The sequence below is a fragment of the Chryseobacterium sp. GW821-FHT04C04 genome, assembly GCF_059420365.1.
Genome location: NZ_JBWKTO010000001.1, coordinates 672,266 through 686,597, shown reverse-complemented (window position 1 = coordinate 686,597; position 14,332 = coordinate 672,266). Strand labels below are relative to the sequence as shown.

The following is a 14,332-nucleotide window of genomic DNA, read 5'->3' as shown; positions in this document are numbered from 1 at the left end:
TCTATGATTGTAGTCGTCTCACTCTTGAAACTCCATTAATACTTTTAAGTTTTTTAAAGGTCTCTTCCAGCTGACCTTTATTTTTGACTTCCAGATTGATATTTCCTATGAAAACACCATTGTTGGACTCAATAGACATACTTTTCATATCCATTCCCATACTTCCGCTGATGACAGTGGTAATGTCGTTGATCATTCCCATTCTGTCAAGTCCTTCAATTTCAATTTTCACCCTGTTTTTGAAGCTTTCAGCATTCACCCATTTGGCAGGAATGACACGATAGTCATACTGTGCTCTTAGGTTGATCGCATTCGGACAGGTGTCACTGTGAACCTTAATTCCGTCTGAAATAGTGATGAATCCGAAAATTTTGTCTCCCGGAATTACTGTACAGCATTTTGCATAGCTATAGTTTAGTTTTTCCTCATCTTTCCCAAAGACAATCATATCAAGGTTTTCCTCTTTCGGTTCCTCAAAATGGTGATTTTTATTAGGAGACTTTCTGAATCTTGAAAGTAAATTGTTGAATACATTTTTGCTTTCAATATATTTTCTTAAACTGCTTACATCCAGCTCATTGCTTTGGAATTTAAGAAATAATTCCTGAGAAGATTTTAAATTAAAGAACTTTTGAAGTTTATTAATTTCTTCATCATTAAAATTGATTTTCGCATGACGAAGTTTTCTCTGCAAGATTTCTTTTCCTTCCTCTACCAGTTGGTTTTTCTGAGAGTTCAGGTAACTTTTGATCTTGGACTTGGCTTTTGATGTTACTACAAATTCCAGCCAGTCAGATTTCGGTTTCTGATTCTGTGAAGAAAGAATATCGATCTGATCTCCGTTTTGAAGGACATAGGAAATAGGAACCAGTTTTCCATTGATTTTAGCACCCAGACATTTCATTCCCAGATCTGAATGGACCGAGAAAGCAAAATCCAGAGCAGTAGCGTTGGTAGGCAGGATTTTAATTTCTCCTTTTGGAGTAAAGACAAATACCTCTTTGGAGTATAAATTAAGCTTAATATTATCCAAAAGCTCTGAAGTGGAAAGATTCTGCTGCTGTTCCAGTACTTCACGGATCTCTGTTACCCATTTTTCAAAGTTTCTGTCATCAGAACTTTGTTTGTAACCTTCTTTGTATTTATAATGGGCAGCAACTCCTTTTTCAGCAATTTCATCCATTCGCTCCGAACGGATCTGTACTTCAATCCATTTTCTGTCAGGACCTAAAACCGTTAAGTGTAAGCTTTCATATCCTGTAGAACGAGGCTGCGTAATCCAGTCACGCATTCTTGATGGGTTACTGTGATATACATCCGTAACAATAGAATAGATCTTCCAAGCCAGGAATTTTTCATTTTTTGCATCTGATTTATAAATAATCCTGATAGCATAGTTGTCAAAAACCTCTTCAAAAGAAACTCCCTGTTTCAGCATCTTTCTGTAAATGGACGAGATGGCTTTTGCACGGCCTTTGATTTTAAAATTTAAGCCTTCTTCTCCAAGTCTTGTTGATACTTCTTTTGTAAATTCGTTAATATATCGCTCACGGTTTTCCTTGGCGAGCTCCAATTTTTCTGTGATCTCGTTATAGACTTCCGGGCTGTTATATTTTAAGGAAAGATCTTCCAGCTCAGATTTGATGTTGTACAATCCAAGACGGTGAGCCATCGGCGCATAGATATAGACTGTTTCCGAAGCAATTTTTTTCTGCTTATCCGGAGCCATGCTTTCAAGCGTCCTCATATTATGAAGACGGTCTGCAATTTTGATCAGAATAACCCTGAAATCCTCGGATAATGTCAATAACAGTTTCCTATAGTTTTCAGATTGCACAGAAATATTCTGATGATTCATAATGGATATTTTGGTCAATCCATTCACGATATTGGCTATCTTTTCTCCAAAGATTTTTTTCAGATCTTCGTAGGTATAATCGGAATCTTCAATTACATCATGCAAAAGGGCACAGGCAATAGAGGTAGCACCCAAACCAATTTCTGTCGCTACGATCTTAGCAACAGCAATAGGGTGGTAGATGTAAGGTTCGCCGGATTTTCTCCTTTGATCCTTGTGGGCGTCCAGGGCAATATCGAATGCCTTTCTGATGAGTTTATTATTTTCCTCATCCAACGTCCTGTATGTGTTAGAAATCAAGTCCTTATATCTGGCCAGGATTTCTTTATTTTCTTGTTCTAAATCGTAACTCATTTGTGTACATGCCTATAATAAGACGAAAATACGAAAATTTTTAGTCTTTTCAAACATAAAAGATCCGCAGAATGCCCTGCGGATCTTTAGCTATTGAATTTTATGTCGTTTAGAATTTCACTTCAGAATTCATACCGTCACTTGACGTTTTGATTTTAATATCAGGTCTGTTCTGAATTTCAGCTCTGTTTCGTACATCTATATACCTTTTAATCGTGTCATAATTCGTTTCATTGATATTCATGTTCTCAAATAAATACGATTTTAAGGCTGCATTTTGAATGAAGACATTCCGGGCAAGATCAATCTGATCAATATCCTTTACAGTAACACTCGCCATATATTGGGAGTTATTAGAATCATTGTTAAGGTATACAATGTAATCTTCATTTTCAAATCCTGAGTTTTCCAGATCACTTTCTAGTTTTTTGTAGTCGCTGTGATGCTCAAATAGCCCAGCTATTATATGTGACATAGTTAATTGGTTTTAAAGTTATGACTAAAGTTAGTAATTATTTTCTGATTATTATTGTGCTTAAATCAATAAAATTTGTTAATTAACATTTTGTTTTCAATATAAAATGGTAATGTTTGTAAATAATTATTGAACAGGTGTTTAATTTTAATAATTGGATAATCGTGTTTTTTAGAAATTGTTTTTTTATATATAATTGATTTTACGAAGTATAGGGAGCTTTAATCTGATATAATTCTAATTTTATCTTAAGAGTGTTCATTTGTGATAGAATAGAAAGTTTTAAAGCAAATAAAAGCCCCGAAAATAACTTCCAGGGCTCACTATTGGTTAAAAAAGTGATTAATTAAATTCTTTCGTTTTTGATTTCTTCTACAATTTCAGGGTTTAACAGAGTACTGATATCTCCAAAATTACTGAAGTCACCTTCTGCAATTTTTCTCAGGATTCTACGCATAATTTTTCCGGAACGCGTTTTTGGAAGCCCTGATACAAATTGTATCTTATCCAGTTTAGCAATAGGTCCTATCTGATCGGCAATCAGCTGATTGATTTCTTTTTTTAGATTCTCTTTATCACGGCTTTCACCGGTTTCTTTAAGGGTGACATATCCATAAAGCGCATTCCCTTTAATGTCGTGCGGGTAGCCTACAATAGCGGATTCTGCAACAGCAGGGTGCTGGTTGATACTGTCTTCAATAGGAGCAGTTCCCAGATTATGCCCTGAAACAATGATCACATCGTCTACGCGCCCCGTAATTCTGTAATAGCCGACTTCATCTCTCAAAGCTCCATCTCCCGTAAAATATTTCCCGGGGAAGGCAGTGAAATACGTTTCTTTATATCGTTGGTGATCACCCCAGATTGTTCTTGCAATTCCCGGCCATGGAAAACGGATACAAAGATTTCCGGTCACCTGGTTTCCTGTAATTTCATTTCGTTTATCATCCATCAAAACAGGCTGCACACCAGGTAAAGGAAGGGTAGCATACGTAGGTTTTGTCGGTGTAACAAATGGAAGTGGTGAAATCATAATTCCTCCCGTTTCAGTCTGCCACCAGGTGTCTACAATCGGGCATTTTTTCTTTCCAACATGATCGTTGAACCAATGCCATGCTTCATCGTTGATAGGTTCTCCCACAGAACCGATTACTTTTAGAGAACTAAGGTCATGTTTATCTACCCATTCCGCACTTTCTTTCGCTAAAGAACGAATGGCAGTAGGAGCGGTATAAAACTGAGTGATTTTATGTTTTTCAATTACTTCCCAGAAACGGTCTGGTTCAGGATAGGTAGGAACTCCTTCAAAAATTACGGTAGTTGCCCCATTTAATAAAGGTCCGTAAAGAATGTAAGAATGCCCCGTAATCCATCCGATGTCCGCAGTACACCAATAAATATCATTTTCCTTATAATTAAATACATTTTTGAATGTATAAGCGGTATACACCATATAGCCGGCACAAGTGTGGAGCATTCCTTTTGGTTTCCCTGTAGATCCGGAAGTATACAGAATGAAAAGCGGATCTTCAGAATCCATAATTACCGTAACGAAATCAGCAGAAGCTTTCTCATACAGATCGGCCATCCAGTGATCTCTTCCTTCTTTCATCTTAATTTCATTGTGGGTTCTCTTGACTACAAGAACGTTTTCAACCGTTGGTGTTTTTTCCAAAGCATCATCAACAATACTTTTTAGGTCAAGAACCTTATTTCCCCGGTAGCTTCCATCTGAGGTGATCACCATTTTTGCTTCACAGTCATTTACCCTTGAAGCTACTGCGGAAGCTGAGAATCCTGCAAAGATCACAGAATGCACCGCCCCCAGCTTTGCACAGGCAAGCATGGTAATAGCCAATTCAGGAATCATGGGAAGATAAATACAGACTCTGTCTCCCTTTTTAATACCCATGTCATGTAAAACATTAGCCGTTTTATTAACACGGGTATATAATTCTTGGTAAGAAATATGCTGTGCTTCTTCCTTGGGATCGTTAGGTTCCCAGATGATGGCTGTTTTCTCTCCTCTTATGGCAAGGTGCCTGTCGATACAGTTTTTAGTAATATTGAGTTTTGCATTTTTGAACCAGGTAATTTTAGCTTCATTCATATCATACTTAACAACCTTGCTCCATCGTTGGTACCACACGAAATTTTGATCCGCTACCTTATCCCAGAATTTTTTAGGATTTTTGATAGACTTTTTATAATCTTCAAAATATTGTGGTAAATCTTCTATTAAGTAATTTCTCATATCCCTTTCGTTTTTTTGAAATTTGAATTTATTTTATTTTAAATTTATGTTTAATTTCCTGCTTAAGCCCTATATTCCTTGATTTTTTCCTGAATTTCATCAATGATTTTTTCATCGTCAATCGTTGAGGGAACCTGGAAATCTTTTCCGTCAAGCAATGTTCGGATCAGTTTTCTTAAAATCTTTCCGGATCGTGTTTTAGGTAAGCGTTTGACAACCATTGCGTTTTTCAGAAAAGCTACTGCTCCGATTTTGTTGCGGACCATCTGAATAATATCTTTTTCAATCTTTTCTTCAGAAATAGTTGAACCGTTTTTTAAAACAACCGTGGCAAAAGGGACCTGTCCTTTTAAGTCATCATCAATGCCAACTACAGCACATTCTGCAACATCGGGATGTGAAGAAACAATTTCTTCCATCTCAGAAGTGGAAAGCCTGTGTCCTGCTACATTAATCACGTCATCCACTCTTCCTGTAATGAAAATATAGCCGTCTTCATCCTGTATGGCTCCGTCTCCGGAAAAATAATACCCTTTGTACTGAGACAGGTAGCTGTGTTCAAAACGTTCGTAATCTTTCCATATTCCAAGCATCGCGCCGGGCGGGAGAGGAAGTTTGATCACCAGATAACCTTCGTGATGCGGATCGAGTTCCAATCCGTTTTCATCAAAGATTTTAATGTCATATCCAGGAATCGTTTTTCCTGCAGAAGCTCTTTTGATTTGGTAATTTTTATCATGAGTCAGTAATCCAAGCATGGGCCACCCGGATTCTGTCTGCCACCAGTGGTCTATTGCCGGAACACCTATATGCTCTGCAAACCAGTCCAGAGTAGCAACATCGCATCTTTCACCAGCCAGAAACTGTTTTCTGAAATGTGACAAATCATATTTTTTCACCAGTTCTCCGTTCGGATCTTCTTTTTTAATCGCTCTGATGGCTGTAGGCGCTGTAAACATCACTGAAACTTTATATTCTGAAATGATTCTCCAAAATGTTCCAGCATCAGGAGTCATAATAGGTTTTCCTTCAAAAATAATAGTGGTGTTTCTGTTGATTAATGGTCCGTACACGGAAAAGCTATGGCCAACAGCCCATCCGAAGTCTGAGGCTGCCCAATAGGTTTCTCCCGGTTCAACTCCGTAAACATACGTCATAGAGAATTGTAATGCAGTGGCATACCCTCCGGTATCACGAACAATGCCCTTAGGTTTTCCGGTAGTTCCCGATGTGTAAAGCAGATAAAGCGGATGGGTAGATTCCACAGGAATACAGTCTGCAGGAGCTGATTTTTCAACCAGTTCTTCATAATCAATCAATCCATCGAACATTTCATCCTGATTATCTACTAATTTCCGGTTGTATACAATGATATTATCTACTTTGTCCTGTGCCAGTTCAATCGCTTTTTCCACCAGCGGGAGATAAGGAATTCTTTTGGCGATTTCCACTCCTGCGGTAGCGGTGATTAAAACTTTTGGTTTGCAGTCATCAATTCTCACGACAAGTTCATGAGGAGCAAAGCCTCCAAAAACCACATTATGAATAACCCCGATTCTGGCACATGCCAGCATGGCAAAAAGAGTCTGCGGAATCATAGGCATATAGATAACTGCTGTGTCTCCTTTCTGTAATCCTAAAGAAGCCAATCCGCCTGCTAATTTTGCAATTTCCTCTTTCGCCTGACTGAAAGTGTAGGTTTTCTTTTGATTGGTTACAGGAGAATCATAAACAATGGCAACCTGATCTCCGAAACCCTCTTCAATATGCCTGTCAACACATAAGTAACACATATTGAGCTTTCCATCGGAAAACCACTGTGGGTAATCGTTTTCACCGTTTGAAAGGATTTGCTGGGGGAAATCAAACCATGTTATTTTTCCGGCCTGTACTTTCCAGAAATCTTCCTTGTTTTCTATGCTTTGTTTAAATAATGTATCCATATCAATAGTCTTGTGTTTGGTTTTTTGTTTATCCTTGTCAAGGTTTTAAACCTTGACAAGGATAAACAAGGCTAAATAGAGAGCCAAAGACGAAGCAATAACCGTTTACTAGTCGTTACCTGAAGTCTTATACCTTGATTCTTGGCTCTTCATTCACCCTTAAAACATCTCCTCAATCTGCTGCATCAGTTTCTTAATCGAGTAAGGTTTTGTAACATAAGCATCAGCTCCCATTTCCAATCCTTTTTCAATATCTCTGGGATTGTTTTTGGCACTCAGAAAGAGAACTTTGGTGTCTTTCAGTTTTTCATCCTGTTTGATGAGGTCCAAAGTGCTGTACCCATCAAGATTTGGCATCATGATATCGAGAAGGATCACGTCTGGTACCATCGTTTTCAGAAAATCGAGTACTTCTGTTCCGTCCCGGGCAATATAGACGTCATAGCCATTTTTCTTAAAGCTGTATTCCAGCGACATTAATATTTTGTGTTCGTCATCCGCAATGATTATCTTTCTCATAAAAAGGTTTTAATGGTGTTCAACTTCATCTGTAATCTCTTTTTTAGTTTTCTCGGGAATGCTTATAGTGAAAGTAACGCCTAGTCCGCTGTTTTCGGCTCTTATACTTCCACTGTGTGCCTGTACTATTTTTTTGGAAATGGCCAGTCCCAGTCCGCTTCCTGTTGGCTTCAAAATATTTTGATTTTTTGACTGATAAAATTTGTCAAAAATCATTTCCAAATCTTCCTCAGGAATATGCTTCCCGGTATTGAAAATGGTAATAATCAGCTCTCCGTCTTTTTCAAATAATTTAGTCTGGATTGTTCCCTGTTCATCTGTAAACTTTAAGGCATTTCCCCAGATGTTCTGAAACAGCTGAATCATTCTCGCTTCATCATATTCAAATATAAAATGATTCAGGAGATTAACTTCACTTAAATGAATATTTTTCTGCTGTATCAGATGAAGAAGTGGATTTAATGCTTTTTTATAGGTTTCGGTAATATTATTTTCCTGAATGTGTAAAGAGATTTCACCGTGCTGTAATTTGTCCAGATAGAGAATGTCATTGATGATCTCACTTAATCTGTCAGATTCTGTGATGATGTTATTTAAAAACTCCTGTTTGATATCAAAAGGAATATCGTCGTCATCTGCCAAAATTTCCCCTGCAGAACGAATGGCCGTGATTGGAGTTCTCAATTCATGAGCAACAGAGTCGAGGAAATCATCTTTTTGATGGTCTTTGATAATAAGATTTTCGTTAGCGGTTCGCAGATCATTGGAAAGCTTCTGGAGCTCTTCAGATTGTTCCGTAAGTTTTTTATTTAAACTGATATTTTCCTGAGATTCTTCAAGAATATTTAAAACCTCCTTTAAAGATATTTTATCTTCTTTAGTAACCCCTTCAATTAATATTTTTGCTGAAGCAGTACCGATTCTTCCTGCTAAAAGGTTTTCTGAGAATTTGATAAATCTTGAGTCGGCGGTTTCCGTTTTGGAATCGATGTTATATTTTAAATTAAAAATTCTTAATGCCTGCTCTGTTTTATTTTTGCCTAAAAAACGTTCAAGAATATTCTGGATGTCTGAAATATAGGCTGTTCCACGCCAGATAAAAGCATTTTCATGATTCTGAATGTATTTGTCAATATCCACGTACAGTTCCGCAAAGTTTCTTTCACGGTAATTTCCCTTGGAACTTACAGAGATAATGGTAAATAAGCTTGTATTGACGAGCATCGACCAGAAAAAGATCTGTGGAATTCTGCCCAGATAAGGAATGGTAAAAAAACCGAAAGCGTCATACATATCCCTGATTACCCCTTTAAACTCCTGATTGTACGAAAAATAATACTGCGGAATAATCAGTCCGAAGTAGCAGATGACTAATCCAGCTAAAAGTCCGGTAACAGCGCCTTTGTAGCTTCCTCTTCTCCAGAATAAAGCTCCGAAAAATGCAGGGGCAAGTTGTGCAATCACTACAAATGAGATTAATCCTACAGAATCCAGCGAGGTTTTCAGAATGAAATATTTGTAGAAGGCAAAAGCCATGATGATCAGCGCAAAAATGCTGAATTTTCTGATATTGGTGATGCTTCTTGTATTTTTTTCTTCACTTTCAGACTTTAATTTTCCCAATAGTCCATATGGAATGATGAGGTTGTTGGAAAGCATGATGGATAAAGTAATAGCAGAAATAATAATCATTGAAATACAGGAACTCAATCCTCCAAGAAAGACAAGTACTGTGATTAAGGTATTATCAAAATGCTGCGGAATCAGAATAGAGTAGAACTCCGGGTTTACTTTTTGTCCGTCAAAAATCAACCTCCCTCCCCAGGCAATCGGGAAAATAAATATGGTAAAGATTAGAAGGTAAAGCGGGAAAAACCAAATGGCTGTTCTAATGTGCTTTTCCTGCCTGTTTTCAACAATTGCGGTGTGAAATTGTCTTGGAAGAATGCAGATTGCTGTTGCAGAAATCATGCACAGAACCATCCAGTTCATAGCGCCTTCAATCCCGTTGAATGTATTTTTTTCTTTAAAATCTTCAAACTTGCTGGCCTTCTCATAAATATCTGAGAATCCATCAAAAGCATAATAGATTACGAAAAGTCCAAGAATAATAATAAAAAATAGTTTTAAAAAGCTTTCCAGTGCAATGGCAGAGATAATTCCCAGACGTTTTTCCGAAGCATCTACGTATCTTGTTCCGTAATAAGAGGAAAATAAGGCAATTAAAACCACCACAAAAGTCGCATTATCGGTCAGGATATCTTTGGACATCGGAGTTTCTGTTACCAGATGGAAGGTTTCAGAAATAGCTTTGATCTGCAGGCCAATATAAGGGACTATGGCCAGAAGGCAGACCACTGTAATGATAGCGCTCAGGCTTCTGCTGTTCCCATACCTCAATGAAATGAAATCGGCAAGGCTGCTTATTTTATTGACTCTTGAAATCCTTACAATCCGGGTGTTGATATAGATCCATGCCGGAATAATCATGATAGGGCCAATGTAAATGGGTAGATAGTTTAATCCGCTTGTCGCCGCAACGCCAATACTTCCGTAATATGTCCATGCCGTGCAATAGACTGCAAGGGATAATGCATAAATATAGGGATTATTGATCCAGCGTTTGCTCTTTTTTTTCTCTGCCAGGTGGGCAACTAAGAAAAGAAGAGCTAGGTAAAGAAGGACTACAAAAAATAATGCAAAACTACTCATTATACCTTTTTACAATTACAAAAGAAATTATAATAGAGATCATCCAGACAACGAACAGGTAGATCAGGATCATAGGATAGCCTAAAACTTCCTTTTCACTATTGAATATCAGTGAAATTGGAATACTGAAAGCAATCATAAGACCTATGCTCAGTATGATAAGTTTTTGTTCGTGTCTTTTTTTCATAACTATTTTATTTCCTTACTGAAGCATATAGCTTCTTCACGTCCGATGTAAATTCCATAATTTTCAATAATCTTATATTCGTTTTTCAGATAAAACTTTACGGCACTGTCATTTTTTTTACGGGTTTCCAGATAGATGTATTTATAGTCAAATTGTTTTGCAGCGATTTCTAATGCTGAGAGAATCTTTCCGCCCAGTCCTCTATTTTTTTCAAAAGAAAACATGCGTTTAATTTCACATATTTCTGGTGAAAGCGGACGAAAACCTCCACAGGCTATAGCTTTTTCATCACTTACAGCAATGAGAAACAAAGCTTTCTCCTGGGTAAAGTCATCCAGGTTTGCACTTTTGCTTCCACTTTCACCGGAGACTGTTATAAGAGAGGTATTTAATCTGTGGATGAGATCAATAACTCTTTTATCTTCAGAGGGACGTGGAATTGCTTTAATTGTGATTTCCATTTTTTATAATTGATAACAGATAATTGATGAATGCTGCATTCATCAATTATCTGTTTTTTTGTTTTAAATTTTATCGTCAGAATATTCTCCTTTTAAAGCATAATAACCGAAAATAGCCATTCCGCCTGAGATAATCGGCATCAATACAAAAAGAATGATGATGCCAAAAACCAGATCTTCCTGTTTTCCGGAAGCTATTTTGGGGATTCCCAATACGGTAATTCCAAAATATCCTACAATCACCGCAATGGCGATCCAGAGAATGCCTAATATTTTTTTTAGTCCGTTCATTTTAGTAGTTTTAAAATTAATAAAAATTTGAGTGATTCACTATTTAATCGTGAAGATTATTGTTCTTATTTTTAAGATAAAACAATCCGATAATCAAACAGACTGTGGCAACTCCAATCGGATACCAGAGTCCTTCCAGATACCATGTCGCATGTCCTGCTTCTTTTCCGGTAGTTACCAGATAAGTTGCTACTGCCGGAAGAAGGCCTCCGAATACCCCGTTTCCGATGTGATAAGGCAGTGACATTGAGGTGTAACGGATTCTTACAGGGAACATTTCAACAAGGAAAGCCGCGATAGGCCCATATACCATGGTTACAAATATCACCTGAATAAATACCAGGAAGATCAGGTACCATTTGGTGTTGTCACTTAATTTTAAACTTTGAGATATTTTAGGCTCTTCAGCTTTTCCGTCTTTCATAACAACTCCCGCAGGTGACCAATGGACAACACTGTCTTTTTTAATCAAAGTGCCGTCTGTATAAAGAGTTTCTTTGTGAAAAGTAACCAGGCTGTCTGTAGTAATATTACTGTGGATTTTTGCAGTTCTTTTTTCTGTAATTCCATGATTAGCGATGGTTTTGCTTTCAAGATTTACACTCTTGAACATGCTTTCATAAATAGGTCTGTAAGCTAAAATAGCAACGAGCATTCCGGTCATCATTACAGCTTTTCTTCCGATTTTATCAGACAGCCACCCGAAGAATACAAAGAAAGGGGTTCCTAAAAATAAAGCAATAGCCATTAACGAGTCTACCTGTGAAGATTCTACATTCATCACTTTTTGAAGGAAACTCATGGCATAGAACTGTCCTGTATACCAGATGACCCCTTGTCCCATTGCAGCTCCGAATAAAGCCAATAATACAAACTTGAAGTTATATTTATTCCCGAAGCTTTCTTTTAAAGGATTTTTAGAGGTCTTTCCTTCGCTTTTGGCTTTAGCAAAAAGCGGAGATTCTTTCATGTTTTTTCTGATCACATAAGAAACAGCAACCATTAAAATCGAGATCCAGAAAGGAACTCTCCATCCCCAGGTGTCAAATTCTTCTGCGGAAAGGGTAGTTTTCGTAATTAAAATAACAATTAGTGAAATGAAAAGCCCTGCTGTTGCGGTGGTTTGAATCCATGAAGTCCAGTAACCTCTTCGATGAGGCTGGGCATATTCTGCTACATACGTGGCTGCGCCTCCATATTCACCTCCAAGGGCTAGTCCCTGAAGCAGTCTTAAAATTAAAACTAAAACGGGTGCCATGAATCCAATGGTTTCGTAGCTTGGGATACATCCGATCAGGAAAGTGGAAAATCCCATAATCAGCAAAGTAACAAGGAAAGTATATTTTCTTCCGATAATATCTCCCAGTCTTCCGAAAAATAAAGCTCCGAAAGGTCTTACAACAAATCCAGCTGCAAAAGTAGCCAAGGTAGATAAAAAGGCTGCAGTAGGATTATCTGCAGGGAAAAATTTGGTGGCTAAAACGACGGCCAAACTTCCGAAGATATAGAAGTCATACCATTCTATCAATGTACCGAGTGATGAGGCGGTAATAACGCTCCAAATGGTGCGGTTTTTCTGCCTGTCGGTCATATTTTCGTAGCTTTCGTGATGGTTTTCGCTCATATTGATTAATTTTTGATATTAATGGAATAGGATAATAATTTGAAATTGCTTTTGAACCATTAAGGAATTGTAAGTGCTTAAGAAAATTAAGATTATAGCTAAAGCTTTTTCATTCTGTGGTATTCTTCCTGTCTACCTTTAATGGAACTTAACTCATCTTAATTACTTTACTTTTCTTAATGGTTCAAATTTTATAAGTAGATCTGAAACTGCACAACAAACTCCCCTTTAGAAGAAGGACTTTCTGTAGGACTTGTATAAACAGGTCTTGTTGAATATTGTGTCGTTATTTTTGCATGATGACCGTCTATGAACCAATTGGCTCCGACATCAAACTGTGATGATGATTTATCGAAAGCCTCAAAACTTTTGTGAGTATAGGCTGCGAAAGGCTGTATTCTTATTTTTGGTTTTTCTGCCTGGCTGGGTAATAGTAAACCCGCCTGCGCGTAGATAATATTACCTGTTCCGATAGTGGGTTGTAGGTTTCCTGGTCCTGCGATGGCTTTATTTCCGATGAAATTAGGATCAGAAGCTGCAATATTCATGGTTCCAAGGTTTCTTACGTAGTTTGGACCGAAATTGTAGTTATAATATCCTGCATATGCTGAAATAGCCATTTTGTTTTTTGCTTCTCCTAAAGGAATATCTGCGAATGCATCTACGGCAAAAAGAGTAATATCATGCTTTCCAATAGTTGAATTTACGGAAGTTCTTGTTCCGTCTGCCTGATGATAGAAACCGGCTCCCACATTGAAGACTTTTTTTGTTCCGAGATAAGATCCTACTTTGTAGGGAAGGGTATTTGATTCCTCATCAAGAAACTGGTATTCAACATATCCTGCTTTTGAAAAACTTGGATTTCCGTTGTTGTCTACTGCTACAGCTTTCGAAGGATCTGTTACATTCGAGGGAGTAAGATCGGTTGCAAAAGGTTTGTTTAAGCTGAAACGGTATTCCAGTTTTCCATATTTACCTTTTGCAAACATTCCAAGTTGTCTTGCAAACTGGTCGGAGTTATCAATCAGCGGCCAGGAAAAAACAGGAGAGTCTAATGTCAGGAAATTAAGCGTAGAAGCCATGGTCATACGGGAAAGTCCCATGTAGTAATGAAGCCCCGCACCTAAAGATAAACTGAATTTTCCCGCTTCTCCAGGTAAAATAACTGCATATTCGTTCCATGCATCATGAAAAAATAACTGTGTTTTTTTTCCATTTCCATAACCTCCTGTGCCAGAAGTGCCTGTTGCACCTCCATTGATAAAAGTTTGGTTGTTAATCCCAAAATGAAGGAGAATCATATATCTTTTAGAGATTTGTGCGTAGGCTAAGGCTCGTAATCTCCTGTTTCCTACGCTCCAGGAATTGTCAGTGGGTTCACTGCCTACCATGCTTCCGGGGTTCATGGAAGTGTTTCTTATCCAAAACTGGTCCCATAAGATAAATCTGACGAATTTATCACCATTCGGATTGAGGTTGAGTTTTAAGCCATTGCCGTAATCAGGAGAACCTTGGGAATATGCAGAACTACTGATTAAGGCTATCCCAATAAATGTAAGTAATTTCTTCATAAATTATCAATTTTTGGCGTTGTTTTTTGTGAATACCAAATTGTAATTAATAATTTGTTTATGAAAATTTAATATATATTATT

11 protein-coding genes are annotated in these 14,332 nt (G+C 37.5%); all 11 read right to left on the bottom strand.

The window, feature by feature from the left end; genetic code table 11:
- Position 1: 1 nt before the first annotated feature.
- Positions 2-2,212 (bottom strand): RelA/SpoT family protein, encoded by a 2,211-nt coding sequence (locus AC07UM_RS03155; RefSeq protein WP_494682520.1) that lies wholly within the window; start codon positions 2,210-2,212, stop codon positions 2-4.
- A 109-nt stretch (positions 2,213-2,321) separates the two neighbouring features.
- A complete protein-coding gene (locus AC07UM_RS03150) occupies positions 2,322-2,687 on the bottom strand; it encodes a hypothetical protein (RefSeq protein WP_494682521.1) in 366 nt (121 codons plus the stop codon).
- A 346-nt stretch (positions 2,688-3,033) separates the two neighbouring features.
- Positions 3,034-4,941: an acetate--CoA ligase gene (acs, locus tag AC07UM_RS03145; protein WP_494682522.1), complete on the bottom strand. Its 1,908-nt coding sequence runs from the start codon at positions 4,939-4,941 to the stop codon at positions 3,034-3,036.
- Positions 4,942-5,003: 62 nt separating this feature from the next.
- Entirely contained in the window at positions 5,004-6,890 is a 1,887-nt protein-coding gene (locus tag AC07UM_RS03140; protein WP_494683060.1) for an AMP-binding protein, read from the bottom strand.
- Between the two features lie 153 nt (positions 6,891-7,043).
- Entirely contained in the window at positions 7,044-7,403 is a 360-nt protein-coding gene (locus AC07UM_RS03135; RefSeq protein WP_124536105.1) for a response regulator transcription factor, read from the bottom strand.
- Positions 7,404-7,412: 9 nt separating this feature from the next.
- Entirely contained in the window at positions 7,413-10,115 is a 2,703-nt protein-coding gene (locus AC07UM_RS03130) for an ATP-binding protein (protein ID WP_494682523.1), read from the bottom strand.
- Positions 10,108-10,302, bottom strand: coding sequence for a hypothetical protein (locus tag AC07UM_RS03125; RefSeq protein ID WP_103232332.1), 195 nt, complete (start codon positions 10,300-10,302; stop codon positions 10,108-10,110). The genes AC07UM_RS03130 and AC07UM_RS03125 overlap by 8 nt, the downstream gene beginning before the upstream one ends.
- A 2-nt stretch (positions 10,303-10,304) precedes the next feature.
- Entirely contained in the window at positions 10,305-10,763 is a 459-nt protein-coding gene (locus AC07UM_RS03120) for a GNAT family N-acetyltransferase (RefSeq protein WP_494682524.1), read from the bottom strand.
- 63 nt (positions 10,764-10,826) lie between these two features.
- Complete coding sequence (locus tag AC07UM_RS03115) at positions 10,827-11,054, bottom strand: DUF6814 family protein (RefSeq protein ID WP_034696261.1); 228 nt, start codon at positions 11,052-11,054, stop codon at positions 10,827-10,829.
- A 43-nt stretch (positions 11,055-11,097) separates the two neighbouring features.
- Complete coding sequence (locus AC07UM_RS03110) at positions 11,098-12,678, bottom strand: MFS transporter (protein ID WP_494682525.1); 1,581 nt, start codon at positions 12,676-12,678, stop codon at positions 11,098-11,100.
- A 191-nt stretch (positions 12,679-12,869) separates the two neighbouring features.
- Positions 12,870-14,249 carry a porin gene (locus AC07UM_RS03105; RefSeq protein WP_494682526.1) on the bottom strand — a complete coding sequence of 460 codons (1,380 nt, stop codon included), beginning with the start codon at positions 14,247-14,249 and terminating at the stop codon, positions 12,870-12,872.
- Positions 14,250-14,332: the final 83 nt, after the last annotated feature.